The sequence below is a fragment of the Rhizobium sp. NLR22b genome, assembly GCF_019685295.1.
GTDB lineage: Bacteria > Pseudomonadota > Alphaproteobacteria > Rhizobiales > Rhizobiaceae > Rhizobium.
This window is the reverse complement of sequence record NZ_JABDWM010000010.1, coordinates 37,568-63,906: the sequence shown is the minus strand read 5'-3', so window position 1 is coordinate 63,906 and position 26,339 is coordinate 37,568. Positions and strand designations below refer to the sequence as shown.

The 26,339-nt window shown below is 62.1% G+C and carries 22 protein-coding genes and 1 pseudogene; 12 read left to right on the top strand and 11 right to left on the bottom strand.

Annotated elements, in window-relative coordinates:
* Window positions 1-9: 9 nt before the first annotated feature.
* A complete protein-coding gene (locus HJC00_RS17380) occupies window positions 10-1,794 on the bottom strand; it encodes a bifunctional alpha/beta hydrolase/class I SAM-dependent methyltransferase (protein WP_221164407.1) in 1,785 nt (594 codons plus the stop codon).
* A 197-nt stretch (window positions 1,795-1,991) separates the two neighbouring features.
* Here HJC00_RS17380 and HJC00_RS17375 point away from each other — a divergent pair, with 197 nt between their 5' ends.
* The 4 genes from HJC00_RS17375 (at window position 1,992) to HJC00_RS17360 (ending at window position 6,340) form a co-directional block, all read left to right on the top strand.
* Window positions 1,992-2,603, top strand: a complete 612-nt coding sequence (locus tag HJC00_RS17375) for a CDP-alcohol phosphatidyltransferase family protein (RefSeq protein WP_210630357.1) — start codon at window positions 1,992-1,994, stop codon at window positions 2,601-2,603.
* A 181-nt stretch (window positions 2,604-2,784) separates the two neighbouring features.
* Window positions 2,785-3,924 (top strand): PspA/IM30 family protein, encoded by a 1,140-nt coding sequence (locus HJC00_RS17370; protein ID WP_221164406.1) that lies wholly within the window; start codon window positions 2,785-2,787, stop codon window positions 3,922-3,924.
* Between the two features lie 5 nt (window positions 3,925-3,929).
* On the top strand, window positions 3,930-4,577 hold the full coding sequence (locus HJC00_RS17365) for an OB-fold-containig protein (RefSeq protein ID WP_221146935.1): 648 nt from the start codon (window positions 3,930-3,932) through the stop codon (window positions 4,575-4,577).
* Window positions 4,574-6,340: a flotillin family protein gene (locus tag HJC00_RS17360; RefSeq protein ID WP_221164405.1), complete on the top strand. Its 1,767-nt coding sequence runs from the start codon at window positions 4,574-4,576 to the stop codon at window positions 6,338-6,340. Before HJC00_RS17365 ends, HJC00_RS17360 begins: the two co-directional genes overlap by 4 nt.
* Before the next feature lie 22 nt (window positions 6,341-6,362).
* Here HJC00_RS17360 and HJC00_RS17355 read toward each other — a convergent pair whose 3' ends face one another.
* The 8 genes from HJC00_RS17355 to HJC00_RS17320 all read right to left on the bottom strand — a co-directional run bounded on the left by HJC00_RS17355 (window position 6,363) and on the right by HJC00_RS17320 (window position 11,858).
* On the bottom strand, window positions 6,363-7,103 hold the full coding sequence (locus tag HJC00_RS17355) for a metallophosphoesterase (protein ID WP_210630354.1): 741 nt from the start codon (window positions 7,101-7,103) through the stop codon (window positions 6,363-6,365).
* The gene (gene uraH, locus HJC00_RS17350) at window positions 7,104-7,460 is read right to left on the bottom strand and encodes a hydroxyisourate hydrolase (RefSeq protein WP_210630353.1); all 357 of its coding nucleotides are present in this window, start codon (window positions 7,458-7,460) and stop codon (window positions 7,104-7,106) included.
* Window positions 7,457-7,978, bottom strand: a complete 522-nt coding sequence (locus HJC00_RS17345; protein ID WP_221146933.1) for an ureidoglycolate lyase — start codon at window positions 7,976-7,978, stop codon at window positions 7,457-7,459. Before HJC00_RS17345 ends, uraH begins: the two co-directional genes overlap by 4 nt.
* Window positions 7,962-8,324, bottom strand: coding sequence for a DUF86 domain-containing protein (locus tag HJC00_RS17340; RefSeq protein ID WP_210630351.1), 363 nt, complete (start codon window positions 8,322-8,324; stop codon window positions 7,962-7,964). The genes HJC00_RS17345 and HJC00_RS17340 overlap by 17 nt, the downstream gene beginning before the upstream one ends.
* Window positions 8,321-8,821 (bottom strand): 2-oxo-4-hydroxy-4-carboxy-5-ureidoimidazoline decarboxylase, encoded by a 501-nt coding sequence (gene uraD / locus HJC00_RS17335; protein ID WP_221123051.1) that lies wholly within the window; start codon window positions 8,819-8,821, stop codon window positions 8,321-8,323. Before uraD ends, HJC00_RS17340 begins: the two co-directional genes overlap by 4 nt.
* A complete protein-coding gene (gene puuE / locus HJC00_RS17330; RefSeq protein ID WP_221164404.1) occupies window positions 8,821-9,744 on the bottom strand; it encodes an allantoinase PuuE in 924 nt (307 codons plus the stop codon). Before puuE ends, uraD begins: the two co-directional genes overlap by 1 nt.
* A 113-nt stretch (window positions 9,745-9,857) precedes the next feature.
* The gene (locus tag HJC00_RS17325) at window positions 9,858-10,565 is read right to left on the bottom strand and encodes a DUF1045 domain-containing protein (protein WP_221123053.1); all 708 of its coding nucleotides are present in this window, start codon (window positions 10,563-10,565) and stop codon (window positions 9,858-9,860) included.
* Between the two features lie 114 nt (window positions 10,566-10,679).
* Window positions 10,680-11,858: an FAD-binding oxidoreductase gene (locus HJC00_RS17320; RefSeq protein ID WP_221164403.1), complete on the bottom strand. Its 1,179-nt coding sequence runs from the start codon at window positions 11,856-11,858 to the stop codon at window positions 10,680-10,682.
* Between HJC00_RS17320 and mnmD the strand changes: the two genes are divergently transcribed.
* Window positions 11,857-12,585: a tRNA (5-methylaminomethyl-2-thiouridine)(34)-methyltransferase MnmD gene (gene mnmD, locus HJC00_RS17315; protein ID WP_210630344.1), complete on the top strand. Its 729-nt coding sequence runs from the start codon at window positions 11,857-11,859 to the stop codon at window positions 12,583-12,585. The two genes, HJC00_RS17320 and mnmD, sit on opposite strands and share 2 nt — an antisense overlap.
* 4 nt (window positions 12,586-12,589) lie before the next feature.
* On the opposite strand, the gene HJC00_RS17310 is transcribed toward mnmD, so the two are convergent.
* Window positions 12,590-15,985, bottom strand: coding sequence for a response regulator (locus HJC00_RS17310; RefSeq protein WP_210630342.1), 3,396 nt, complete (start codon window positions 15,983-15,985; stop codon window positions 12,590-12,592).
* 321 nt (window positions 15,986-16,306) lie between these two features.
* Here HJC00_RS17310 and HJC00_RS17305 point away from each other — a divergent pair, with 321 nt between their 5' ends.
* From HJC00_RS17305 to HJC00_RS17285, 5 genes and pseudogenes are all read left to right on the top strand, one after another.
* Complete coding sequence (locus tag HJC00_RS17305; RefSeq protein ID WP_210630340.1) at window positions 16,307-16,612, top strand: hypothetical protein; 306 nt, start codon at window positions 16,307-16,309, stop codon at window positions 16,610-16,612.
* A gap of 69 nt (window positions 16,613-16,681) precedes the next feature.
* Window positions 16,682-17,796: pseudogene (locus tag HJC00_RS17300) on the top strand (DNA alkylation repair protein).
* 248 nt (window positions 17,797-18,044) lie between these two features.
* Window positions 18,045-19,766 carry a DEAD/DEAH box helicase gene (locus HJC00_RS17295; RefSeq protein ID WP_210631580.1) on the top strand — a complete coding sequence of 574 codons (1,722 nt, stop codon included), beginning with the start codon at window positions 18,045-18,047 and terminating at the stop codon, window positions 19,764-19,766.
* Between the two features lie 310 nt (window positions 19,767-20,076).
* The gene (locus HJC00_RS17290; RefSeq protein WP_221164402.1) at window positions 20,077-21,066 is read left to right on the top strand and encodes an AraC family transcriptional regulator; all 990 of its coding nucleotides are present in this window, start codon (window positions 20,077-20,079) and stop codon (window positions 21,064-21,066) included.
* Window positions 21,067-21,125: 59 nt separating this feature from the next.
* On the top strand, window positions 21,126-22,334 hold the full coding sequence (locus HJC00_RS17285) for an MFS transporter (RefSeq protein ID WP_210630335.1): 1,209 nt from the start codon (window positions 21,126-21,128) through the stop codon (window positions 22,332-22,334).
* A 133-nt stretch (window positions 22,335-22,467) separates the two neighbouring features.
* On the opposite strand, the gene HJC00_RS17280 is transcribed toward HJC00_RS17285, so the two are convergent.
* A complete protein-coding gene (locus tag HJC00_RS17280; protein ID WP_210630333.1) occupies window positions 22,468-23,367 on the bottom strand; it encodes a DMT family transporter in 900 nt (299 codons plus the stop codon).
* A 613-nt stretch (window positions 23,368-23,980) separates the two neighbouring features.
* On the opposite strand from HJC00_RS17280, the gene HJC00_RS17275 reads away from it, so the two are divergent.
* Together HJC00_RS17275 and HJC00_RS17270 are read left to right on the top strand one after the other, a co-directional pair.
* Window positions 23,981-25,390 (top strand): circularly permuted type 2 ATP-grasp protein, encoded by a 1,410-nt coding sequence (locus HJC00_RS17275; protein WP_041678724.1) that lies wholly within the window; start codon window positions 23,981-23,983, stop codon window positions 25,388-25,390.
* Window positions 25,390-26,331 (top strand): alpha-E domain-containing protein, encoded by a 942-nt coding sequence (locus tag HJC00_RS17270; protein ID WP_210630331.1) that lies wholly within the window; start codon window positions 25,390-25,392, stop codon window positions 26,329-26,331. The genes HJC00_RS17275 and HJC00_RS17270 overlap by 1 nt, the downstream gene beginning before the upstream one ends.
* Window positions 26,332-26,339: the final 8 nt, after the last annotated feature.

Genomic DNA, 26,339 nt, shown 5'->3' with positions numbered 1-26,339 from the left:
GCTTTGCCCTCAAACTCTCTCCGCCAGCGAGACGGTGAAAATGCCCCACTGGTCGATGCGCTGTTCGATCTTGCGGAAACCGGCGGCGGCGACCAGCTGGTCCATTTCTTCTTGCGTCCGCCGCCGCATCACCCACGCCTGGCCGCCGCGGTGGGAGGTGAGCGCGCGGGCGATCATCTCCAGTTGCGGATGCCATGGCTGGTTGGTGTAGATGAGCAGGCCACCGGGCTGAATCGCGCGGGCGATCCCATCGAGCGAAGCGGCGATCATCGCATTGTCGGAAAACAGCTCGTAAAGGCCGGAGACGATCGCGAGATCCGGAGCCGGCGTGATTGCAGCCAGCCCCTCGCCGTCAAAGGCGTCCTGCTGGCGGAAGCTCACGAAATCACCCAGTCCACGCGCGGCGATGCTGTTGCGGCCGGCCTCGACGTTGATGGGGGAATAATCCTGCAGCCGCACGCTATCGGGACGCACGACAGCCGTCTCGATGGCATCGAGGACATAACGGCCGTGCCCGGCCGCGATGTCGAGCATGTGGGTGCTCCGGCCGGCTGCCTTCAGGCGCTGCAGCCCCAGGTCGATCAGTTCCTGCAAGTGCAGCTTGCGCTGCCTGATGCCGCGCCAGCCGATCGCCTCGAGGAACACCTTGTCGATTAATCGCCCGCCGGGACCGAGCCCGCGCGGCTCGTTCTCGTAAACGTAATCGAGCGTCGAGCCGGAATCGAAACCGGTCTTCACCCCGGTCTTTATGCCTTCGGACACCAGCGCGCCGAGCCTGATGTTGAGACGACTGAGCGCCCAGTAGATGCCGCGCGGGGATGTGGCCTCCAGAGGGCTCGCGAGCCGGTCGGCCTCGTCCTTGGTATAGCCCTGGACATGGGCTGTGCGAAGGTCGGCAGGCGCCCGAGGCTCGGCGAAACGCGCATCGATGAAACGGCGGATCTCGGCGAGCGCAATCGCGCGGTCCTTTTCGCCAAGCGTGTCATGGTAGAAGCCGGCGAGCACATGCCGTTCCTTGATGCGGCTGCCGAGGTTTTCGTAAAACCGGTGCTGCGGCGCATGCCGCACCACCCAGTCGCTGCCGGAAATCAGCAACTGGGTCGGAACGGTGATGGCGCGGGCGTCGTCGACGACGCGGGCTGCCGCCTCATAGAGTTGCAACAGAATGTTGGAGGCAATCGGCCTAGATATCAATGGGTCGGCTTCAAAGGAGGCGATGCGCTCGGGATCATGCGTCAGAAACCTCGCCTTGACATAGGAATTGACGAAGAACGTTCCCTTGAGCTTTTCCCGGAGCGCAATGCCTTCCCTGGCAAACGGCACGTAAAGCTTGACGCTGAAGGCCGGCGAGGCCAGCACCAGCGCACGGATCGGCGGCGCATAGTCGTGCACCCAGGTGCTGGCCAGCACCGCGCCGACGCTCTGCGCAATGACGGCGATGTTTTCGACAGCAGTGCCGCTGGTCTCGCTGACATGACGGACGAAGCAATCGAGATCACGCGCCGAGGCGGCAAAGGATGGCGAATAACCGCGCTCTCCCGGCGAACGCCCGTGGCCGCGTGCGTCCCAGGCGTAGAAGGCAAAATCATCGAGGCCGAGTTCGGTGGCGAGATGGGCGACCCGGCCGCTGTGCTCGTGGCCGCGATGGAGAAGAATGATCGCGCCCTTCGCTACAGCGCCGGTCGCAGGCCATGTCCGATAAAACAGTCGGGTGCCGTCATGCGAGACAAATTCGGATTCACGCACTGGTCTGGCCGTCAAGGCCGGTTGCACGCTATCGGCAGTTTGCAGCATGATCTTCTCCAATTCTGATTGATGGATGAGTTGCAACCATTAGCGGCAACAGTGATTTGCTTTTATTGCAAAAGTCTAGCTGCAAATGTAAGTCCTTGAGAAGACCGACATGGAATGGGACTTTCCTCACAAGTACGACGATCTGCACGTCCGAGCCGATAGACTATGATCATGCCACGAAATTCCACTGAGGTAGCATGTCCGTTTACCAATTGAAGTCCCGATTTCAGGATATTCTCCGCCCTCTGGTGCGCTCCCTGGCGGCACGAGGCGTCACCGCCAATCAGGTGACCTCGGTTGCTGCCGCCATCTCGGTTGCACTTGGCCTTTTTCTGAGCGTCGCCCCGCTTCCGCATTGGTTTCTCTTGGTGCCTGTATGGTTTCTGCTGCGCATGGGCCTCAATGCCATTGACGGCATGCTGGCGCGCGAACATGGGCAGACGAGCATTTTGGGCGCCTATCTCAACGAGATCGGGGACGTCGTGTCGGATGCCGCCCTTTATTTGCCGTTTGCGCTCATCGATCCGAACGATCTGATGCCGGTCATGGCTGTCATATTCCTCTCGGCGCTGACGGAAGTTGCCGGCATCCTCGGTCAAACGGTCGGCGCAAGCCGGCGTTACGACGGGCCGCTGGGCAAGAGCGACCGTGCGGTGCTGTTCGGCGCGCTCGGCATCTTTATCGCGGTTGGAGGTACATTTGCAGCGTGGACCTCGTGGCTTTGGGCAGTTGTGGCTCTGCTTCTCGTATGGACCACCATCAACCGTATCCGCGCCGGTATTCGTGAGGCGCAAACGGCCGCCGGATAGGAAGCGGAGCCGATCGGGCGCTGGTCCTTGCATCGGCAAGCTATTCCGGAAACTATGTCGAACGCTGTTTCTTTCGAGTTGCTTGGCACGTGCTCCTTCCAAACCTCCCTCCGTTAAAACCAGGTTGTATTTTCAGCGCAACCTCTTGAAAGCACAAAAGCGGTGCTTTATGTTTTATGCTATGGCAAACATAGGTAAGACATCTCACCCATCGCTGCTGCGCTACACACTGGCGCCGGATCATCAGGCCCGGCAGGCGCTTGACGACACCATTGCCGCCTATCGCAGGATGATCGACATCCTCACTGAGATCATCGACGACAAGGCGGGCGCCAATCTCGTCGTCCTGCATGAGCTTGCCTATGAAACCGTTCGCGACCAGACGGGCCTGCCGGCACGGCTGGTCACACTCGGCCTTCGCGATTTCGCCGCCAATCGCGGCGTGATCGCCGATCCGCCGCAGCTGCCGCTCGACGACAAGCTCTTCGCCATCAAAGGCCCTGCGGACCTGACGATCGCCACCGTGCACGGACGCGTTGCCGTACCCTTCGACGTCGCAGGTTATTCCAGGGGATGGGAGAGTATTTTTCCGGCCTATCTTGTTGCCGGCCACAATCATTACGAGATTCACATCGGCGTCACGCCGAATTCCGCTCGGATGGAGGAAAACATGGCGAATGAAGGCATTCTTTCACGCATGGGTCGCCTGATCGCGGGCATCGCGAATGCAGCGGTCGACAAGGCGGAAGGCGTCAACAAGATCGCCGTTATCGAACAGGCAATCCGCGAGATCGATGCGGCGGCGGACGAGGCCCGCACCGACCTCGGCAAGGCGCGCGCCGAGGAATACCGTATCCAGAGCCGCAGGGACGAAATCGTCGAGGACATAAACGCGCTCGATGAAAAGATCCGCCTCGCCGTCTCCTCCGGGCGCGACGATCTCGCAAAGGCCGGCGTCGCCCGCCAGATCGATCTGGAATCCCAGATCGCCGCGCTCGACAAGGCGCTGGCCGATGCCAGCGAGCAGGTGGACGACGGCCAGAAAGCCCTGCAGGCTGTGCTTGCAACGCGCCGCGAGGCCGACGCCCGCCTTGCCGATTTCAAGCGTAGCATCGCCCAGCATCCCGAACAGGCCGCGGCCGGGCACGGCAGGCCCACGCCGGGCGCGGGTGCGGCCCGCGCCGCCGCCGCGGTCTCGCGGCTGACCGGCGTTCCATCAGACGAGCATATCCATAGTTCCGAACTGGACGAACTCGACCGGCTGCACCGCGAACAGGCAATCGAGGCGCGCCTCGCGCGCTTCAAGGCGGATAACCGGTAACGCCGATGGCACTTCTCTTCGCCCCCGAATGTGCTCCCTTCGCCATCGCCGCCGCCGTGCTCGCAGGCCTGACCGCAATCGAAATGCTTGCGACCGTCATGGGTTTTTCGATCATGGAATTTCTGGGAAAACCGGATTTCCATGGCCATGACGGGCTTTCGGGCTATCTGTCCTGGCTCAATGTCGGCGGCGTTCCCCTGCTCATCCTCATCATGCTGGCGCTCGGCTTCTTCGCCATGACGGGCTTTGCCATACAGGCCGTCGCCAACGCCTTCTGGGCCCCGCTTCCTGCCGCCGTCGCCGCCATTCCCGCCATCCTGGTCACGGTTCCCATGGTCAGGGCATCGAGCAGGACCGTGGCGCGGATCGTGCCGCACGACGAGACCTATGCCGTCGATCTCGACGCGCTGATCGGCCGGACCGCCGAAGTATCGCTCGGCCCGCTCGACCAGGGACTGCCCGGACGCGTCCGCGTCAAGGACCAGCATGGAAACTGGCACGTGCTGAGAGCCAAGGCCGCCAGAGACCAAGGCCCTCTCAAGGTCGGCACCGAGGTTCTCCTCGTCGATCGCAAGGCAGATGTATTTATCGCCATTCCCGCACTGGCGGATCCCGCTGCAGCGGATAATCAATCTTTCAGGGAGCAGCCATGATGTATGACATTATTCTACCGGCCAGCATCGGCATCGTTCTGATCTTCGGCATCGGTTTTGTCCTCGCCTCTCTCTATACGCGCTCCAGCCGCGACGAGGCCTATGTGCGCACCGGTCTCGGCGGCCAGAAGGTCGTGCTCGACGGCGGTTCAGTCGTTCTGCCGATCTTCCACTCGATCGCCCGGGTGAACCTGAAGACGCTGCGCCTCGAAGTCCGCCGCGGCGAAGGCGATGCGCTGATCACCAAGGACCGCATGCGCGTCGATATCGGCGCCGAATTCTACGTCCGCGTCAAACCCGACGGCTCCTCGATCGCGCTGGCCGCCCAGACGCTTGGCAGCCGCACCAACGACGCCGAGGCGCTCCGCATCCTCATCGAAGCGAAATTCGTCGATGGCCTTCGCTCGGTGGCGGCGACCATGAACCTCGACGCGCTGCAGGAGCAGCGCATGGATTTCGTCAAGGCGGTGCAGGAAGCCGTCGGCGCCGACCTCCAGTCGAACGGTCTCGAGCTGGAATCTGTGTCGCTCACCCGCCTCGATCAAACGGACATCAAGCATTTCAACGCCAACAACTTCTTCGACGCCCAAGGTCTGGCGGCGCTGACCCGCATCACCGAGGGCCGCAAGAAGGAGCGAAACGAAATCGTTCGCGATACCGAAGTCGCCATTGCCCAGAAGGATCTGGAAGCCCGCCAGCAGTCGCTGGCGATCGAACGGACGAAGCGCGAAGCCGAGCTCAACCAGGAACGCGACATCGCCAACAAATCCGCCGCGACCCGCGCCGAAACCGCGCAGCAGGAACAGGCGGCCAAACGCGCCGAGGAGGAGGCCCGCATCGCCTCCGAACAGGCGATCGCCGAGCGCGAGGCAGCCGCCAAGCAGGCCCGCGAAAGCGCAAACATCGATGCCGCCCGCGCCGTCCAGCAGCGCGATACCGAAGCCAAGCGCGACCTTCAGATCGTCGCCCAGGAAAGCGCCATCGCCGTTGCCAACAAGAGCCGCGAGGAATCCGAGGCGAAGGCCACTGCCGAAATGGCCCGCGCCCGCGCCATCGCGGCAGAGGAAAAGGTCGGCACCGCCAAGGCCATCGAAATCGCCGAGCGCGAAAAGCAGATCGCCGTGATCGACGCGCGCAAGACTGCCGAAACCGAAGCCACCGCCGTCACCGTCGGCGCCGAAGCCGAGAAACAGGCCGCGATCGACCAGGCGGAAGCCATCAAGACGCTTGCGACCGCCGAAGCGGATGCGGCGATCATCAAGGCCAAGGGCATTCTCGAAACCGGCCGGGCTCAGGCTGAAAGCGAAGCCCTGCTCAACGAAGCCCGCAACAAGCTCAGCCAGACCATCATCGAGTTCGAGATCACTCGCGAGCGTATCCGCATCATTCCCGAGGCACTCGCCGAGGCGGTCAAGCCGATCGAGAAGATCTCCGACATCAGGATCTTCGACACCGGCGGCATGCTCGGCCGCGGAAACGGCGCGAACGGTGAAAGCGGCATTGGTCTCGGCGATGGGCTGGCCGGCCAGTTGCTCTCCTATCAGGCCAACAAGCCGATCCTCGACAAATTGTTGAAGGAGGCCGGCTTCGACGGCGACAATGCCATTTCATCCCTGCTTGGAAAGCTTGATGGCGCAAAACCGGTAATTTCAGCCGCGGCTCCTGCAAAACAGGCAACCCCGCCTGCCACGCCAGTAAAGCCTGTGGCACCGGCCGCGGCTCCTGCACAGACGATCGCCCCTCAGGCGCCGGAGAAGGATTGATCAGAGCGCAGACAGGTCCGGGCTATCGCACCCAGCCTGTCGCCAGCGCGCTCGCCCAGTCGGCACGGCCCCTTTCGGCGGCCAGTGCCGACATCGCCATATGGTCGTAGGCGACGTTCCTGAACTGCCATGTCCATCCCGCCGCCGTCTTTTCTAGAATGGCATAGCCGGCCAACGGATGGCCGGCTTCGACCTTGTGATAATAGGGCAGCACGTCATCATAGGCAGGGCAGCCGACACTGCCGGGATTGACGATAAGCCGGCCATTGGAGAGGCGAACGGCGCGAGGCACATGGCTGTGGCCGCAGAGGATCAGCGGCAGGTCGATGCCTTCGGCGAGCGCCTCGATCGCTTCGATCGGCTTCAGGAAGACAAGCCCTTCCGGCGAGACGGACTCAAGCCAGTAGAGATTGTCGTCCTTCGGCGTTGCGTGGCAGAGATAGGCCTCGCCGCGATAGACGGTATCGAACGGCAGACCCCGCAGCCAATCGAGATGGGATGGCGTCAGTTGCCGGTAGGCGACGGCATCCGAGGCGTGCATTAGGGCCGGGTCCTGCTCGATGAGATAGCGGTCGTGATTGCCGCGCACCGAGGTCAGGCCGAGCGCCATCAGCAGATCAGCTGTCCGGCCGGCATTCAGCGGACTGCTGAAGAAATCACCAAGATTGACGATCTCCTCGATGCCCTGCGCCTGAATATCGGCAAGCACCGCCTCGAGCGCCAGATAGTTGCCGTGAATGTCGGCGATTGCGGCAAAACGCATCTAGCTTCCCCGGTAGGTGGAATAGCCATAGGGCGAAAGCAGCAGCGGCACGTGATAGTGCGCAGTGACATCCGCGATACCGAAGCGGATCGGCACTAGGTCGAGGAAGGCCGGATGCGGCAGCGGCGTGCCGCAGGCCCTGAGATACTCACCGGCGTGGAAGACCAATTCGTAGGTGCCGACGTGAAAGTTTTCGCCGGCAAGCATCGGGCCACCATCGACTCGGCCGTCCGCATTGGTCTCCACCGTTTTCAGATGTCTGCGGATCTCGCCGTCGAGCTGGAAAAGATCGATCCTGAGGCCCTCGGCGGGCTTGCCGAGGGCGGTGTCGAGCACATGTGTCGTCAGTCCGGTCATGGGGCTGGCTCTTTGATGACATAGGGGGTTTCGAAGAAGAATTCCTCAAGATTATTGCCAGGGCCGTCGCGGTCGACGACCAGGAAATCGGAGGTCTGGCCGAGCGCCATCAGGGGGTGATGCCAGACATTGCGGCGATAGTTCACACCCTGGTTTCCGCGCGCGAAAAACACCTGCGGCCTGCCCGGACGTCCGCCCTCGTCCTCGGAGACGACGACGAGGAAGGGGCGGCCGGAAATCGGCGAGAAACTCTGACTGCCGAACGGATGGCGCTCCATCATGTCGACGTCATAGGGGAAGCTGCGCGGCTGGCCGCGAAAGATATTGATGATGACGCGCGCGCCCTCGCCCGCCGCCTCGGCTGCGGCCAATGCATGAAAGCGCTCGGTCGTGCCGCCGTTGATGAGCCGCATCGAGGCTGGATCGGCTTCGATCACTTCGCCGAAGGGGGCGAAGGCCGATCTGGTAAGCGGGCGGATGTCGAGAAAATCAGACAATGGTTCACTCGCCTTCGGCATGCCAGTGACGAATGGCGTCGATCTCGACGAGAAGTTCCGGCAGCGTGCGATAGGTTGCATCCCAGATGTCGGAGGCATCGAGGGCGAAGACGTCTTCCAGGATACGGTTGCCCGTTCCGCAGATTTTTGTCCACGGCAGAGTGGGATGCTCGGTTGCGAATTCCGGATGGGTTACGAGCAGTCGGGACGCAGCCGCGCCGATGGTGAAGTGGCAGAAGGCAACCGCCTTGAAGGTGAGATTGTCCTCGGCGAAGGCCGCCTCATCCATTCCGCCCACGAAGTATAGCGCTTCGGCTGCCGCCTTCTGCATTTCATTGAGATAGTCGATAGCACGATGCTCGCTCATTCGCCCTCCGGCAACATCGATGTCAGGCGCAGCAGCGCGATCCGCTCGACCTGTGTCGTGGCGGTCGCGAATTCCTCATCCAGGTCATTGCCGATCCGCGTTTCGAAGGCAGAAAGGATATCGTCCTTGTCGAGCCCTTTGACGGCGATGATGAAGGGAAAGCCGAATTTTTCGACATAGGCTGCATTAAGTTCGGTGAAGCGGGCATGTTCGGCCGGGCTCAGCCGATCGAGACCGGCGCCGGCCTGCTCCTTGCGGCTGTCTTCCGTGAGTTCACCTGCTATCGCCAGACGCCCGGCAAGATCGGGATGGGCGCGCAGAATGCCGAGACGCTCATCCCGGCTTGCCGCACGGAAGACGGCGGTGAGCGCTGCGTGCACAGCTGATGCCGTCAGCGGCTCCGTTAGGCTGCCCGCGTCATAGGCGCGTTCAGCAATGAAAGGGGAATGCTCGAAGACGCCGCCGAAGCGGGAAACGAAATCCTCGCGCGACAGCATTAAAGCGCATCCGGCTGATGATGCTTGTGCCAGTGCTCGGCGATCTCGATGCGGCGCGGGATCCAGACCTTGTCATGTTTCAGCACATATTCGATGAAGCGCCTCAGAGCGGCCGCCCGGCCCGGACGCCCGACGAGGCGACAATGAAGGCCGACCGACATCATCTTCGGGCTGCCGTCCTTCCCTTCCTCATAAAGCGTATCGAAAGCATCCTTGAGATAGGTGAAGAACTGATCGCCGGCGTTGAAACCCTGCGGCGTGGCAAAACGCATGTCATTGGTTTCGAGCGTATAGGGGATGATCAGGAAGGGCTTCCCGTCGATGCCCTTCACCCAGTAAGGCAGGTCATCAGCATAGGAATCGGAGGAATAGAGGAAACCGCCCTCTTCCTGCACCAGTCGCAGCGTGTTGTCGGAAGGTTTTCCCTGGTACATCCCGAAGGGCCGCTCGCCGGTAATTTCGGTATGCAGGCGCACGGCTTCGAGAATGTGCTTGCGCTCCAGATCCTCGGGGAAATCCTTGTATTCCAGCCAGCGATAACCGTGGCTGGCGATCTCCCAGCCGGCCTCTTTCATGGCCGCGACGGCTTCGGGATTGCGGGCCATCGCCAGCGTCACGCCGTAGACGGTCGCCTGCACCTTGAGACCGGTTAACATCCGCCAGAGCCGCCAGAAGCCTGCCCGCGAACCATATTCGTAGATCGATTCCATGTTGAGATTGCGCTGCCCCGGCCAGGCGGCCGCGCCGACGATCTCCGACAGCAGGTTTTCGGAAGCCGGATCGCCTTCGAGGATGCAGCTTTCGCCGCCCTCTTCGTAATTGATGACGAACTGCACGGCGACGCGGGCGTCGCCCGGCCACTTCGGATCGGGCGTCTGACGCCCGTAGCCGACGAGATTGCGCGGGTAGGTCTCGGATACCATCAAATCACCTTCTGAAAAGACGGGGAACGGTATCATCCGCAGCCGGAATGTCGAGACGGAAACTGCGCAGCAAAATTTCTCTGTCATTCACAATGGCTTAGCTTGATATCGGCTCAGGCGATCCTGCGCGCGCTGACCTTGCCCATCGGGTGGAGCGAGTGAACGCGGAAGGGGCCGCCGGTGCCTTCCTCGATCATCAAAGCCACATTCGAAACCATCACCGGCTCCCTCAAGACGGGCTCGAAGATCGTTCGCAGCACCGGCTCGATGCGGGGCATGTCGATCGCATTGATGGGGCCCGTCACCGGCATATGGAAGCGGAACTCCTCCATCACATAGGGATTGCCCCAACGATGCAGATTGGCAAATTGCGCCGCCGACAACCCGTCGGGATCACTTCGCTCGATGTCGGCTTCACTCAGCGGCGCCCGGAAACGATCAAACTCCTGGACGATCGCCGAAGCCAGATACTGGATCGGCTCACAGGGAGCGCTCGGCATCAGGCTGTAAAAACTGCCGAGCCGGGCGATCTCCAGACGGGGAATCTGGAAAGGGGCATAGGTCCCGGCAAAACGCATGAGATCGCGCAGGAGTTGCGATTCCGACGTGCCGGCGGACAGGTGAAAAGGCGCCTTCAAAACACCGTGAAAACCATAGCGTCGCGGCACGGCGGTATAAAAGGCGATCTCGTGAATGCCGAGGCCGCGGACGGCCGGAGGCTCCACCATATCGCCCGAAAACACGTTTCGGCCTAGCCAATTGGCGGCCACGAGCGACAGGGGGTCGCTCGCCGGAGGCGTGAAGCAAATGGCATAGCGCATGCAATTTCCTCCATCAAGGAAGTGAGCGCCGGCAAGATCCGGCGCTTCCAATGCGCAAGCAGATAGGTGATTTGCATGACAGAATAACGAAACGCAGCTGTATCTAATTCACGTTTAACGTGAAGCGACAGCAATATGGCTTGATATCGCGAAGCTTTCCGGCAGCGAAAATTCACAATCTGTATCGCCGGCGATACAAATCGCAGCTTCCGCCAGCCGATGCGCCAGTCCGAAGCTGACCTTGAAACCGCCGGTCAGTGCGATCAATCGGGGATGGACGGGATGGCGGCCGATCATCGGATCGCGGTCGATGGCCTTCGGGCGAAGCCCTGCCCAGCGCTCGATGACAGGGGCGTTGCGGAGCGCCGGCGCGATCGCCCGCGCCGCCTCGATCAGCGCGTCGAGTTGCGCGTCGGTCGAGCCGGGATCGTCAAAGCGGTTCTCGCTGGTGCTGCCGATTGCCGCATACCCGCCTTCGTGCGCCACCAAGTAGAGCCCATCGAGGAAGATCGTCGGCAGCGCCGGGTCGACATCGGCCCTCAACAGCGCCGCCTGCCCCTTCACTGGCTGGCCGAGCGGCCTTTTCGCCCCCGGCGTCAGCTCCTGCAGCAACGGAAAGGACTGATGGCCGGCAGCCAGGATGCAGCGGCTGAAGGCAATGGTTTCGCCGCCAATTTCCGCGGTGCCACGATCGGGATCGAGGGCGGCAACGGCCGCATGCTCCATGATACGCACGTGTTTTGCCCGCCGCAGCAAGGCGATGAGCGCTGAGATCAATGAGCGGGGCGCAACACGGGCGGCGAGCGTATCATGCACGAAGCCACTTTCGCCGGCAGATGCGTCGGGCCAACCACCGACTGGCGCCCTGTCGAGCACATGCCAGTGGAAGTGGCGTTCGCCTGCCCGCCAATGGCGTTCGGCGTTCCCGGAATGGCCGCGGGCGATGCGCTTGAGATGCGGCTTCGGCAGCGGGATCAGCCGCCCAGACCTGTTGTAGCCAGCCGAAAGCCCGGTTTCGGCCTCAAGCGTGGCAATTTCGGTTTCAAGCGAGACCAACGCGTCGAACTGGAACTGCTTTTTCTCCGACCACTGGTCCGGCATATGCGGCATCAGCGCGCCGAGCAGGCCGCCGCTCGCGCCTCCGCCCAAGCTGCCGGCGTCGGCGAGGAGGGTGCTCATGCCGCGGCGTTCGGCATGGACGGCAGCCCAGAGACCCATGATGCCACCGCCGACGATCAGCAAATCGCAAGAAGATTGACCGGGCGCTTGCTGAGGACTATCGGCTTTTTCCATGAAAGACGTGAACCCCGATAAGATTGGCGCGGGCGCGCCGCAGCCGCTCGAATGGCGCGACGGCGATATGCCCTATTCCACCGCCTTTGGCGATCATTTTTATTGCCAGACCGATGGCCGGCTGGAATGCGGGCACGTCTTCCTGGCCGGCAACGGCCTGCCGGAGCGTTGGAGTGGGCGGCCCGAATTTGTGATCGGCGAACTCGGCTTCGGCACCGGGCTCAACTTTGCCGAGACCTGGCGGCAATGGAAACTGCACCGAGCAGACGGTCAGCACCTGCATTTCATCTCCTTCGAACTGCACCCGATGCGCGGCGAAGAGATCGGCCGGGCGCTCTCGCACTGGGGCGAAATCGATGCCGAGCGCGAAGCCCTGACGGCGGCATGGCCGCAGACGCCTGTTCGCACTGTCTCGCTCGATCTCGATGCCCAGACGCGGCTCAGCGTCGTCTGCGGCGCGGCGCTCGACGGCGTCGCGGCGGCAAAGCCCGGCTTCGACGCCTGGTATCTCGATGGCTTCGCCCCCTCGCGCAACGGCGACATGTGGTCGGTGGAACTGATGCGTGAGGTTAACGAAAAGACCGTGGCCGACGGCACCTTCGCAACTTACGCCGCGGCCGGCTTCGTGCGCCGCAACCTCATCGCCGCCGGCTTTGCCGTCGAACGCCGCAAGGGCTTCGCCGGCAAGCGCGAAATGCTCTGCGGCATAAAGGCGTTCAGCGAATAAAAGATCAGTAGCTGGTGCGCTCCGGCTGCAGCTCGTCCTTGCCGAGCCATTGCCGGATCTTCTCCTCCAGCAGTTCCGGGCTGATTGGCTTCGACATGTAGTCGTCCATGCCCGCATCGAGGCAGGCCTCGCGGTCGCTTTCGAGCGCATGGGCGGTGACGCCGATGATCGGCACCCGATGGCCCTGCCCCTTTTCCCTCTCGCGGATCGTCCGTGTCGCCTCATGACCGTTCATGACGGGCATCGAAACGTCCATCATGATGATGCGCGGCGTGTGGCTCTCCCAGGCGGTAACTGCCTCCTGCCCGTTGTTGACGACCAGGAAGGAAAGCCCCGTCGACTGCAGGATCTGGGTGAAGACGATCTGGTTGACCTCGTTGTCCTCGGCGACGAGGACGTCGACGAATTCGGCCGTCCGCTTCTGCGGCACCAGGGCAGGCGCGGGCGCCGGCACGGCCGCCTCAACCCGCAGGCGGGCGATCTCGGCTTCCGAAGCCTGCTTCACGCGGCGGGCGCGCACCACTTCGACGACGGTGTTGCGCAGCACGTTGGCGCGTGCCGGCTTCATCAGATGCGCATGGCCGTTCAGCGCCGCGAATTCCTTTTCCGTGCCGGAAATATCCATCGACGTCAGGAAGATGATCGGCAGTTCGACGAAGCGGGGATCGGCGCGCAGCCGGCGCGCGACATCGGCGCCGTTCATGTCGGGCATGTGATAGTCGAGCACGACGGCGTCCACGGTGACACCGAGATCGACCGCTGCCTTGAGGATCGCCAGACCGGTGCCGCCACCCTCGGCAGCCACTCCGTCGAAGCCCCAGAGCGAAAGCTGCTCGGTGAGAATGCGGCGGTTCACCTCATTGTCGTCGACGACGAGGATGCGCGCGCCCTGTACATTGATCGGCAGCGGCTTCGGCTCGAGGCGGGCGGCCGCCACCGCTAAAGGCAGATTGATGGTGAAGACAGAGCCCTTGCCCCATTCGCTCTCGACATTGATATAGCCGCCGAAGAGATCGACGAGGCCGGCAGTGATCGCAAGGCCGAGCCCCGTTCCCTCATGCCGGCGGGTCGACGAGGTGTCGACCTGCGAAAACTTGTCGAAGACCGTTTCGAGCTTTTCTCGGGGAATGCCGATACCGGTATCCTCGATGCGGATGATCGCCATGATCTCCCCACCAGCGATCGTCTCGAAGCCGACATCGACGAAGACATGGCCGCGCTCGGTGAACTTGACGGCGTTGCCGACGAGATTGGTGACGATCTGGCGGAAACGACCGGCGTCTCCGATCACCGCGGCCGGCAGGTCCGGTGCTGCCCGCACCAGGAGTTCGATATTCTTCTCGGCTGCATGCGAGGAGAGGAGTGTCGCCACATCCTCCACCGCTTCGGTGATATCGAAAGCGGCTTTGCGCAGTTTCATCTGTCCGGCATCGATCTTCGAAAAATCGAGGATGTCGTTGATAATAGTCAGCAGCGCATTGCCCGACTTGACGATGATGTCGATGAAGGTTTTCTGGCGCGCGTCGAGATTGGTCTTGGCCAGCAGTTCCGCCATGCCGAGTACACCATTCATCGGCGTGCGGATCTCGTGGCTCATATTGGCAAGGAATTCGGATTTGGCGCGGTCGGCGGCTTCGGCGCGCGACAGGAGCTGGCGCAATTCCTCCTCGCGGCTCTTGAGTTCGGTGACGTCGGTGAACAGCGCCACCCAATGCTGTCCCCGGCTGACCGTTGCATCCATGTTTACCCAGCGCTCGCCGCCGACATGGAAGGCGGTGGAAATCGGCTGCCTGGCCGCGATGTTGGCGCGCCACTCTTGCAGGATCTGTTCCGCCGCATCGTGGAAATCGCCGCGCGCCGCACAGAATTCGAACATGCCGAGCCAGCCTTGGCCAGCCTCGATATAGTGCGGCGGGATCTGCAGGATATCGGCCATCGCCTCATTGGACATCTTGATGATTCCGTCCTGAACGATGGCAATGCCCTGCGACATGGCGTGCGTCGCGTCGCGCATCATTTCGCCGAGCCGCTCAAGGGCTGCACGCGTCTCGTGGATTTCCTTTTCCCGCTCGCGCACCGCCGAAATATCGGCATAGGTCAGCAGGATACGATCGTTGGAGATGCGGCGGCTGTCGAAGATCACGGATTTGCCGCCCGCCCAGCCAAGCTCGATCGGCTCGGGCTCTTCGGCCTCGAACAGATGTTTGCGGAAGGCGTAGATCTCTTCCGGCGTCTGCGTCCCGTCGTAGCGGCCGAGCTCGTCATTGCGGCGGATGACGTCGATGAACGGGCGGCCGTCGAAGCGATCGTCGAGCGGCAGTTCCCAGATGCTGTAGAATTCGTCGTTGACGTAGAGAATCTGGTGGTCGTTATCGAGGATCAGCACGCCGATCGGCAGCGAACGCAGAATGCTCTCGATGTCCCGATGCAGTATCTCTTGCTGCTTGCGCGATTCAATCAGCGCCTTTTCGCGTTCCTTGAGTGGCGAGATGTCGGAAAAGGAGCCGACGACATAGGTTCGCCCATCCGCCGTCATGACACGGTTGACGCGCGAGATGACGGGATAGACATGCCCGCTATTGCTCGGCATCTCGCTCTCGAGCTCCACCGAAATGCCGTCCCTGAGCGCCAGCAGGTTTTCCTGGTAGATCGCCTCAGCACCTTCCGGCCCGAACATTTCGTGTTCGGTCATTCCCAGATACTCGGAGCGGGCGCGCCCGCTGAAGGTCTCATAATATTTGTTGGCATAGACCAGGCGGTGCTTGTCGTCGCGGACGAAAACCGCAACCGGCAGGTCCTCCAGGACGGTACGTAGAACGTCGAGTTCGTTGACGCTCTCTCCCCAAGCCGATTCGCCGGCGGCCACCGGCGTCGCGCCGTTGCGATAGGCTGCATTGACGACCAGCGGGCGCCCGTCCGCCGCAATGATGCCGATCGGATGAGCGAGATTCTCCAGTGCCTCGCGCACCTGGGCGAGGTCGGCGGCAGTTCCGGAATCGTTTACAGCCTGAGAGCTGCCGGCGGCCTTCCTGCCGGCAACGGCCCGGCGCTCGCGGTCTTCAAAGATGCCGAGGACGTAAATCCGCTCCGGCGACGGCGAGAAGCTTTCGATCTGGATGCGCTCGTGGCCAACGCCCGCGGCATCAAAGCAGACGGCGTTTTCCTCGGTGCCGAACACCAGCGCACGGCGCTCCTTATCCTCGCGATCCTCTTCCTCGGGACGGTCGAAGAGCTCGCGGCTCCGCCTGCCGATGAAATCGGAAATCTCGCGGCCGAGGAAATCGGCATAGGCCTCGTTGACGGCGATGTAGCGCAGCTCGCTATTCTTGACATAGGCCGGGGTGTCCAGATCAGCGATCCGGCGGCAAGCCAATTCCAGAATGTCGCCGGCTGATTTCAAATAATTGTCGCTCCCGCAATGAATGAAATATCAACGACAAAGACTATAACGCCGAGGCTTTTAACAAGGTTTTAACCATAAATTTCGAGAGCGGAATTTTACACGCCGGCTTATCAGGCGAAGAGGCCGCATTTTCTGCGCGAACCCGAAGCATCGTCGGCAGCAAATGCGGCCGGCCGCAATCCGTTTCGCTCTCGACTGCCGTTGAAATCATGACCAAAATTTAATCCGGAGAGCCCTTGTGCGGCCATCGCTCCGCCGCGATCCGGGCGGAGTCTGGCCATGGCTTTAGAGAAGCCAGTCTAAATCAAGGAAAATACCATGTCCGTTCTTCATAAGACCATGGCGACGGGCCTAATCGCGCTGACCTGTGCCGGCGCCTCTCTCGCCACCGCCACCACAGCCGATGCCCATCCCCGCGATGCCTTCTGGGGCGGCCTTGCCGCTGGCGTCGTCGGCGGCGCCCTGCTGTCAGAGGCCGCCCGCCCTGCCTACCCCGTCTATCCGGCCTACCCCGCCTATCGCCCTTATCCCGTCTACCGGACCTATTACCGGCCGTCTTGCCACATCGAATGGCGGCACGACGATTGGGGCGACCCCTACCGCGTCAAGGTCTGCCCGGAATAAAAACCACATCCGGCGCCGCTTGACCTCCCGGCGGCGCCGGTCCAATCCTGCCACAGAGGGAGGATCAGCATGCCGGAACCGCTCAAGAACCTGCTGCATGAAGGGCTGGCTGGCGATATGGCCGATCGCATCGCCTTCAACGCGCCGTCCTTCGACAGGGAGCGCTTCATAAGGCTCGCGACCGACGGCATCGCAGCGCTGGAACTAATGGAGCGCTCGGCGCTAATCCGCGACGCGCTGTTCGCCACTCTTCCCGGCGATTTCCCCGAAGCCGCCGCCATCCTGATAGCGAGCCTGCCTGCATCGGGCAGACCCGGGCTTTCCGGCTGGATGCTGTTGCCGGTCAATCAGTTCATCGCTGCCCGTGGCCCTGATCATTTCGATCTCGGCCTTGATCTCCTGAAGGCGCTGACGCCGCACTTCACCGGCGAATTCGGCATCCGTCCCTTCATCCATCGTGACCAGGAGCGCGCGCTTACCATCATCTCCAGCTGGGTCGGCGATCCCGACCAGCATGTGCGCCGGCTGGCGAGCGAAGGAACGCGGCCGCGCCTGCCCTGGGCCATGCGGCTGCCGCAGCTCGTGAAAGATCCCGCGCCAATCCTGCCGATCCTCACCGCGCTGATGGATGATCCGGAGGATTATGTGCGCCGCTCCGTCACCAACAGTCTGAACGATATCGCCAAGGATCATCCGGATCTGGTCGCCGCCCTCATCGCCGGCCACATCGAGGGTGCATCGGCCGAGCGCCGCCGTCTGCTGAAACATGCCTCTCGCACACTCCTGAAGAAAGGCCATGCGCGGGCGCTTGCCAATTTCGGTTTCGGTGCCGCTGCCGCGCTGACGTGCGAGCTGCGGCTTCTGAACGGCAGGTGATGTTCGGCGAAGGGCTGGATTTCGAAATCCGCCTGACCAATTCAGGCGAAACCACCCACTCACTGATGATCGACTACGCCATCCACCACGTGAAAGCCGATGGCTCGCTTTCGCCCAAGGTCTTCAAATGCAAGACGGTTACATTAGCCCCCCGCCAAACCCATGCGATCGGACGCCGCCACGCCATGCGGCCAATCACCACGCGGCGCTACTATCCCGGCGAGCATCGCATTGCCATCCTTGTCAACGGCGCGGAAAGCGCATCGGAAAGTTTCGTCCTCAGAATGCCCTCGCCCGACCGGAGCTAATGCCTTTTTGTGCGCTGCACTTGACTTTTCCAGCGAACTAGCCCAAATGCGGCTCAGCTTTCACCCTTCCGGCCGCCGCGTGAGCGTGCCCCTGCTAGAAAATACGAAACGCAGGAAGAAGGGACAAAAGCGCATTTCGATAGAACGCCGCACTCCCAATCAGCGGCCAGAAGCGCTGGAAAGCTTTTTCCAACTTGCAAGTTCCCACTTCACGCGGGGTTCTTGACGCCAGAATGAAACCGGATCGCATGGTGCGTTCCGGCGCTAATCATTGTGGCGCCCCGAAAGGTTATGCCTTGACTAATTTTGAATCGCTTGGTGTCTCCAAGCCGATCGTCGCAACCTTGTTCCAGCTCGGCATCGAAACACCGACGCCGATCCAGGAACAGGCCATCCCCCTCCTCCTCGAAGGCCGCGACCTGATCGGCCTTGCCCAGACCGGGACCGGCAAAACAGCCGCCTTCGGCCTGCCGCTCATCGAAAAGCTGCTCGCTGACGAGCGCCGCCCTGATAACCGGACGACGCGGACGCTGATCCTGGCGCCGACCCGTGAGCTGGTGAACCAGATCGCCGACAACCTGAAGAAGTTCATCCGCAAGTCGCATCTGCGCGTCAACGTCGTCGTCGGCGGCGTCTCGATCAACAAGCAGCAACTGCAGCTCGAAAAGGGCACCGACATCCTGGTCGCCACGCCCGGCCGCCTGCTCGACCTCGTCAACCGCCGCGCCATCACGCTGACGACGGTGCGTTATCTCGTGCTCGACGAGGCCGATCAGATGCTCGACCTCGGCTTCGTGCACGACTTGCGCAAGATCGCCAAGCTGGTGCCGAAGAAGCGCCAGACCATGCTGTTTTCGGCCACCATGCCGAAGGCGATCGCCGATCTCGCCGGCGAATATCTCGTCGATCCCGTGAAGGTCGAAGTCACGCCGCCCGGCAAGGCTGCCGACAAGGTCGAGCAGTATGTGCATTTCGTCGCCGGCAAGAACGACAAGACGGAACTGCTGCGCAAGTCGCTGACCGAAAACCCCGACGGCCGCGCCATCGTCTTCCTGCGCACAAAGCATGGTGCGGAGAAGCTGATGAAGCATCTCGACAATATCGGTTATTCCGTCGCCTCCATCCACGGCAACAAGAGCCAGGGCCAGCGCGAGCGAGCGCTGAAGGCCTTCCGCGACGGCAGCATCAAGACGCTGATCGCCACCGACGTCGCCGCCCGCGGCATCGATATCCCGGCCGTCAGCCACGTTTACAACTACGACCTGCCGGAAGTGCCGGATGCCTATGTCCATCGCATCGGCCGCACGGCGCGCGCCGGCCGCGACGGCATCGCTATCGCCTTCTGCGCCCCCGACGAGGCCAAGCTGCTGCGCGATATCGAGCGCCTGATGGGCATCGACATATCAGTTGCCAGCGGCGAGCCGCCGGCACATATCAGTGCCAGCGGCCCGCGCCGCGGCAACGGCAATGGCAACAACCGCAATCGCGGCGGCGGCCAGGGCCGCGGCGAAGGCCGTGACGATGCCAACCGTTCGGAACATCGCGGCAGCCGCCAGGAACGCCGCCCGCGCCGCGACGGCGAAGGCAGCGAAACCCGCGCCGGCGGTGAGGAACGCCGTGAGCGCCGTCCGCGTCCCGAGCGCCCAAGCCGCAACGCGGACTTCCGCGGCCAGCGCCGCGGCGAAGCGGCCCCGGATTTCGGCCCCGACAATGATCTGGCCTCGACCTCCGATTTCCGCCCGGCAAAGCCGCAGCGCCCCGCCCATGGCGGCAATGGCCACCACGCCAATGGGGAGCCGAGCGGTCATCACCGCGGCAACGGCCGGCACGCCCACGGCCGCCCGGCCCGCAAACACGGCGAAGATCGCGGCCCACACCAGGCCCAGGGCGGCGAACAGCGCCGCGACGGCAACGGCGGCAACCGCCGTGGCGGCAACCGCAACGGTGGCCAGCGCCGCGAACGCGCCTGAGGCGCCGATTGATTTCAAGGCGAAAAGGCCGGTGCTTCGGTCTTGAATATGAGGCCGGAGCATTGGGTGAGATGCCCCGGCCTTTTCTCAGCGTGCAGACGGCAACACCGCGACGGCAGTACTCGGTCGCGCTTCCCGTTTTCTGAACGGCCCCGGTTGAGGAGATCGAAGCCGCCTTCGCAGCACTGGCGGGAGCCTTGCAAAACAATGCGCTGTGAAGCCGCCGTCGACGGGCAGCATAACGCCGCAAAGACCGCGCCGAGAAGCCGGACCGCTTGCATCCCGGACGCTTGAGACCTAAATTGGCTCCATGCTTGACCATCCGTCCCGGCCGTTGTCGCCGTCAACCATCCCAGTGGATGCCCTGAGCGAAGTCCTGCAGGACTTTCGCTTGAGTGGAGTCAACTATGGGCGCTGTGAGCTCAGGCATCCATGGAGCATCGCCTTTCCGCAACAACAGCTGCTTCGTTTTCACTTCGTCAGCCAGGGTCCGTGCTGGATCCATACCGAAGCCCACGGTTGGCAGGAGTTGAACGATGGCGATCTGGTGCTGCTGCCGCAAGGCATCGCACATCGATTGGCGAGCGCGCCGGACGTTGAGGGCGACTCGCTTAAAAGCTGTCAGATTACAAATTTGGGCAGCAACGTCTGCGACGTCTTGCGGGAAGGAACGGGCGCCACTAGCACCCTCTTCTGCGGCTCCATGACTTTGGGCGCCCATGCGCTTAACCCCTTGATCGCCCTGATGCCGCCGATCATCAAGGGCTGCGACGTGGCCGGTAATGACACGATCGTAGGCCCCCTGCTGGCCGCTATGTCGGCGGAGGCGGCACAGCCCCAGATGGGAAGCGCGACGGTCTTGTCGCGTATGGCGGACTTGCTCGCAGCCCGGCTTATCCGCTGCTGGGTCAACTGCAGTGGAGCCTCCACCACCGGCTGGCTCGCCGCCATCCGCGATCCCAATATCGGTCGTGTGTTGGCGGCCATGCATAGGGATCCTGGCCATAACTGGACCCTCGAAAGCCTCGCTGGTGTGGCAGGCCAGTCGCGCTCGATCTTCGCCGAGCGCTTCAGCGCTATCTTGGGAGAAGGCGCGGCACATTATCTCGCCCGTCTGCGCATGCAGCTTGCCCGCGACTTGCTGGCGCAAAACGGCATGTCGGTTGCCGAGGTTGCCTCCCGGTTGGGCTATGAGTCCGAGGCGTCTTTCGCGCGTGCCTTCAAGCGCGTCACAAACGTTTCACCTGGGATTGTGCGTCGCACAAGTTCCGGACGAATGGATATGGATTTCGGATTTTGAGACACATATCATCCTGACAACTTCGTCTATGAAGATCTCCGAACACAGGAGATCCATCAATGACGGACACAACATCACAATTTGACGGGGCCGCAATTGGCCTGGAGACGCCTGAACCATCGGCGTGGAGCGCGGCAACCTGGTTTGCCGTTCTTTCGATGGCGGCCACCAGCTTTGCACTGGTATCTGCTGAGTTCCTGCCGGCGGGCCTGCTGACGCCAATGGCGCGCGACCTCGGCATTTCCGAAGGAACGGCCGGACAAGTCGTCACCGCCACCGCTTCCGTCGGCGCCGTGGCCGCCCTGTTGAGCAATGTTCTGATCGGCAGACTGAACCGCAAGGCGGTCTTGGTCGGTCTCAGTGCGTTGGCTGTCGGCTCTAACATACTTGCATCGTTAGCGACCGATTTTTGGCTGTTGTTGCTGGGCCGGGCTGGGTTGGGCATCGCGCTGAGCGGTTTCTGGGCGCTTTCAGTGGCCGTCGTTGCGAGGCTGGTCGGCGCAAATGCGACAGGTCGGGGCATGGCTATCGTCACCCTCGGCGTTTCGCTCGCCACGATCGCTGCCCCATCAATGGGTGCTTTGATCAGCGATTGGCTGGGATGGCGCAGCGCCATGGCAATGACAGCCGGGCTTGCCGCGCTTGCCATGCTGCTGCAGCTGCTCAGCCTGCCGACGCTCCCTACAAGCACAAGCAACAGCCTCGCCGACGTTTTCCGGCTAACGCGACGGGGCGGCATTCAACTGGGAATGCTTGCCATCCTTTTGCTGATGACCGGGCATTTTGCCGGATCGGTGTATGTGCGTCCCTTCCTAGAACAAGTGACGCTCCTTGAAACCAAATCGATCGCCCTGGCGCTGCTCGGGTTCGGCATCGCCTCCGTGATCGGCAATGTTGCCGGTGGCCGGATGGCCGACGCGAGCATCCGCATGGCACTGGCTGTCACGGCTGTATTGATGGCGTTTGCCGCACTCGCTCTGGTGCTTTGGGGCGCTCATGCCGGCGTTGCGTTTGCACTCGTCACGCTTTGGGGGTTTGCCTTCGGCATGGCGCCGGTAGTGCTGCCGACCAATCTTTCCCGCGCGGCCGCCGACGCTCTGGAGGCGGCGGGTAGCCTGATGGTCGTCTCTTTCCAGGTGGCCATCAGTATCGGCGCGGTTTTTGGCGGCTATATCGTCGACCACTACGGCGCTGTGGGACCCTTGACTCTCACCGCTGTGCTGGCTGCGTCAACGGTTGCCTTGGCGCTGCTGCAGCCCCGCAACTGATCGTTGCTTGCTGCTTGATGTGCCGAGTAGCGCTCTACGGCGCTTTGGATGTGAGGTCGTCGGCAATCGCCGGCGACCTCGGTCAGTTGAGGTTCAGGCCATCCGCTTGTTCGACATTGGCGCAGCGATCAGCCTATACGCTCGCCTGGGCCTGCTGAAGGACCCTGCGGTTTGTCATATATACGCCCGTCACGACGATCACCGTGCCCAGAATCAACGGCAGCGTCAGCCGCTCCCCGAACGCGATGAAGGCTTCGATCGCGACGGCCGGCGGCATCAGGTAGATCAGCGAAGCGGCGCGCGAGACCTGCCCGCGGCGGATGAGGTAAAGCAGCAGCCCGACACCGCCCATCGACAGGCCGAAGACCGACCAGAGAAGCGCGCCATAGGCCTGCGGGGTGCCGTCGAAATGCTGGTGTTCGAAAATCAGCGACAGCGGCAGGGTGAGGATGAGAGCGCCGACATATTGCAGCGTCGCGATGGTCCTGAGGTCGCCGGATTGCAGATGTTTCTTCTGATAAAGCGTACCGTAGGTGACGGAGCCCATGGCGATGAGGTTGATCGCCAGCGGCAGGGCGGCATGGCTGAGATCGGCCGTCGCCGGATCGAACAGCTTCGGCGAAATCGCGATGGCAATACCGATGAAGCCGAGAGCGAGGCCGACCTGTTGGGTCTTCTGCAACCGCTCGCCGACGAGAAAGGGAGCCGCCGTCGCCGTCAGCAACGGCTGCAGCGCCGCGATGATCCCAGATATGCCGGCCGGCACGCCGTTGGCGATCGCCCACCAGAGACCGGCGAGATAGAAGCCGTGCAGGAAAAAGCCGGAATAAATGGCCCGCAGCACCGTCGCCCGACTCTTCGGCCATTGGGCCTTGGTCACTAGGCAAAAGGCCAGGAAGGCCAAGGCCGACAGCGCATAACGTATCGAAAGAAAGGTAAAGGGCTCGGAATGCAGCGCCGCAAATTTCGCCACCACCCAGCCCGTGGACCAGAGGAAAACGAAGAGAGCGGGGGCAAAGCGGTCGAGGGGCATCGGGACATCTCGGGTAAAGAGTTACCGTGCTGATAGCGGCAACCGAAGGCCGCAGTCAAAGGCGAAGCGTTGATGCTTATTTGAAATTTCGCTGATGGGTGGGTGGAGAGTTACAGATTAGACATCCCGTATGGCACCCCCTCTGGCCTGCCGGCCATCTCCCCCACAAGGGTGGAGATCGACAAGCGGTTGGATCATCCGTCCCTCTCTGCTGGATCGAATAGCTCTGCCGTCGTTGTTTGGGGAAGCCAGTGCGCCCAGCCAATCTCCCCACCTATGGGGGTCCGAAGGACGGGTCGAGACCGGTGGCTCGACCCTGGGGCCGGCAGGCCAGAGGGGGTGCCGCACGGCATGCCTTCTCCTCGTCACAGGAATAAGACGTTCGAATTTGCGCCTGCACCACCAACGCATTGCGATCGACCGAAAACCAATCAAATGCTCACATTTTGCGCAATCCCGGGCGAGCAGTCATCCGCCATACCGCGCGACGCTGCTCCAAACGCCCGAATTTTCACTCTTTCCCGCACCGCAAAATCTTTTCTCCGAACTGCGCATGGTTCTTGCATTGCAATTTGCGTTGTATTCAAATGAACAAAAAAGGGGAGCCGCACCTTTGGCATTTGATGAAATGATTACCGGGGACGAGAGCCCCCGCCCGCCTTATGAAAAATATTTCGAGTGGTACAACAGCCAAGACCGGTCGCATCTGATTGCCAAGTCCCGCGACGCGGAAAATATCTTCCGGAAGACCGGCATCACCTTCGCCGTTTACGGCCATGCCGACAGTTCCGAAAAGCTCATCCCCTTCGATATCATCCCCCGCATCATCTCCGCCCGCGAATGGCGCAAGCTCGCCCAGGGTATCGAGCAACGGGTAATCGCGCTCAACGCCTTTCTGGATGATATCTATCACAAGCAGGAGATCATCCGCGCCGGCCGCATCCCGCGCGAACTGATCGAAAACAATGTCGCCTTCCTGTCCGAGATGATCGGCTTCCGCCCGCCTGGCGGCGTCTACACCCATATCGTCGGCACCGATATCGTACGAACAGGCGAAGACCAGTTTTACGTGCTGGAGGATAATGCCCGCACCCCTTCCGGGGTCAGCTACATGCTGGAAAACCGGGAAACCATGATGCAGATGTTCCCGGAGCTCTTCCATGAGAACAAGGTGCAGCGCGTCGAGGATTATCCCTACCTCTTACGCCAAAGCCTCGCCTCGCTGGCTCCTCCCGGCTGCACCGGCAAGCCACGCGTCGCGGTACTGACTCCGGGCATCTACAATTCTGCGTACTACGAACATTCCTTCCTGGCCGACATGATGGGCGTCGAACTGGTCGAGGGCTCGGATCTGCGCGTCATCGACGGCAAGGTGAAGATGCGCACGACCCGCGGCTACGAGGCGATCGACGTGCTCTACCGCCGCGTCGACGACGACTTCCTCGATCCGCTGACATTCCGGGCCGATTCCGCCCTCGGCATTCCCGGCATCATGGATGTCTACCGCTCCGGCAACATCACCATTGCTAATGCGCCGGGCACCGGCATATCGGATGATAAGGCGATTTATTCCTACATGCCGGAGATCGTCGAATTCTATACCGGCCGCAAGGCGCTGCTCGAAAACGTCCCGACTTGGCGCTGCTCGGAAGCATCGAGCCTGAAATACGTGCTGGAGCACCTGGAAGAGCTGGTCGTCAAGGAAGTGCACGGCTCCGGCGGCTACGGCATGCTTGTGGGACCGACGGCATCGAAAAAGGAGCGCGCCGATTTCGCTGAGAAGCTGAAGGCCAAGCCGAACAATTACATCGCCCAGCCGACGCTGTCGCTCTCCACCGTGCCGATCCTCGTCAACAAGGGCATCGCGCCCCGCCATGTCGACCTTCGCCCCTATGTGCTCGTTTCCGACAAGGTCCAGATTATTCCGGGCGGGCTTACCCGCGTGGCGCTGAAGCAAGGCTCGCTGGTCGTCAATTCCAGCCAGGGCGGCGGCACCAAAGACACCTGGGTACTGGAGGACTGATGCTCGGAAGAACCGCAAACGGCCTCTACTGGATGTTTCGTTACATCGAGCGCGCCGAAAATATTGCCCGTCTGGTCGATGCCGGGCTGCGCATGTCGCTCACCCGCAGCAGCGCCGGCGACGACAACTGGGACGGCGTGCTGCAAAGTGCCGGCGTACGCGAGGCCTATGACGAGGGCCACGCCAAGCTGACCAATGCCGACGCGATCGATTATCTCCTGCGCGATCGCTCCAACCCGTCGAGCGTCATGTCCTGCATCGACTTCGGCCGCAACAATGCCCGCATGGTGCGCACCGCGCTGACGCGGGAGACCTGGGAAGCGACCAACGAATGCTGGATCGATCTGAAATCCCTGCTCGAAAAGCGCGTGAAAGCCGCCGACCTGCCTGAGGTGATCGACGTCATCAAGCGCCGCGCCGGCCTCATCCGCGGCGCCTTTCATGGCTCGACGCTCAGAAACGAGCTCTATAATTTCGCCCGCATCGGCACCTTCATCGAGCGCGCCGACAATACCAGCCGTATCCTCGACGTGAAATATTACGTCCTGCTGCCCTCGGTCTCGTCAGTCGGTTCGTCTCTCGATAACGTGCAGTGGGAGTCGATCCTGCGCTCGGTGTCCGCACACCGCGCCTATAGCTGGGCCTACGACGGCGAGTACCGGGCGATGAACATTGCCGACTTCCTTACCCTCAATGTCCAGATGCCGCGCTCGCTTGCCTATTGCTACGAGAAGATCGTCAGCAATCTCGGCTATCTCGCCCAGGATTACGAGGAGCGGCTTCCCGCCCACGATACTGCCGACGCGATCCGCACCACGCTGCAGACGCGGGCGATCCGCGACATCATGGATCAGGGCCTGCACGAGTTCCTCGAGGACTTCGTCTCACGCAACAACCAGCTCGGTGCCGAGATTTCCGACGGCTACCGGTTCTACGTTTAAGCGGATCA

Excerpts from the sequence above, each read along its gene's own strand:
- HJC00_RS17380 (WP_221164407.1), bottom strand. The coding sequence starts at position 1,794 with ATGCTGCAAACTGCCGATAGCGTGCAACCGGCCTTGACGGCCAGACCA.
- HJC00_RS17375 (WP_210630357.1), top strand. The coding sequence starts at position 1,992 with ATGTCCGTTTACCAATTGAAGTCCCGATTTCAGGATATTCTCCGCCCT.
- HJC00_RS17370 (WP_221164406.1), top strand. The coding sequence starts at position 2,785 with ATGGCAAACATAGGTAAGACATCTCACCCATCGCTGCTGCGCTACACA.
- HJC00_RS17365 (WP_221146935.1), top strand. The coding sequence starts at position 3,930 with ATGGCACTTCTCTTCGCCCCCGAATGTGCTCCCTTCGCCATCGCCGCC.
- HJC00_RS17360 (WP_221164405.1), top strand. The coding sequence starts at position 4,574 with ATGATGTATGACATTATTCTACCGGCCAGCATCGGCATCGTTCTGATC.
- HJC00_RS17355 (WP_210630354.1), bottom strand. The coding sequence starts at position 7,103 with ATGCGTTTTGCCGCAATCGCCGACATTCACGGCAACTATCTGGCGCTC.
- uraH (WP_210630353.1), bottom strand. The coding sequence starts at position 7,460 with ATGACCGGACTGACGACACATGTGCTCGACACCGCCCTCGGCAAGCCC.
- HJC00_RS17345 (WP_221146933.1), bottom strand. The coding sequence starts at position 7,978 with ATGCCGAAGGCGAGTGAACCATTGTCTGATTTTCTCGACATCCGCCCG.
- HJC00_RS17340 (WP_210630351.1), bottom strand. The coding sequence starts at position 8,324 with ATGAGCGAGCATCGTGCTATCGACTATCTCAATGAAATGCAGAAGGCG.
- uraD (WP_221123051.1), bottom strand. The coding sequence starts at position 8,821 with ATGCTGTCGCGCGAGGATTTCGTTTCCCGCTTCGGCGGCGTCTTCGAG.
- puuE (WP_221164404.1), bottom strand. The coding sequence starts at position 9,744 with ATGGTATCCGAGACCTACCCGCGCAATCTCGTCGGCTACGGGCGTCAG.
- HJC00_RS17325 (WP_221123053.1), bottom strand. The coding sequence starts at position 10,565 with ATGCGCTATGCCATTTGCTTCACGCCTCCGGCGAGCGACCCCCTGTCG.
- mnmD (WP_210630344.1), top strand. The coding sequence starts at position 11,857 with ATGAAAGACGTGAACCCCGATAAGATTGGCGCGGGCGCGCCGCAGCCG.
- HJC00_RS17320 (WP_221164403.1), bottom strand. The coding sequence starts at position 11,858 with ATGGAAAAAGCCGATAGTCCTCAGCAAGCGCCCGGTCAATCTTCTTGC.
- HJC00_RS17305 (WP_210630340.1), top strand. The coding sequence starts at position 16,307 with ATGTCCGTTCTTCATAAGACCATGGCGACGGGCCTAATCGCGCTGACC.
- HJC00_RS17295 (WP_210631580.1), top strand. The coding sequence starts at position 18,045 with ATGGTGCGTTCCGGCGCTAATCATTGTGGCGCCCCGAAAGGTTATGCC.
- HJC00_RS17290 (WP_221164402.1), top strand. The coding sequence starts at position 20,077 with ATGCTTGACCATCCGTCCCGGCCGTTGTCGCCGTCAACCATCCCAGTG.
- HJC00_RS17285 (WP_210630335.1), top strand. The coding sequence starts at position 21,126 with ATGACGGACACAACATCACAATTTGACGGGGCCGCAATTGGCCTGGAG.
- HJC00_RS17280 (WP_210630333.1), bottom strand. The coding sequence starts at position 23,367 with ATGCCCCTCGACCGCTTTGCCCCCGCTCTCTTCGTTTTCCTCTGGTCC.
- HJC00_RS17270 (WP_210630331.1), top strand. The coding sequence starts at position 25,390 with ATGCTCGGAAGAACCGCAAACGGCCTCTACTGGATGTTTCGTTACATC.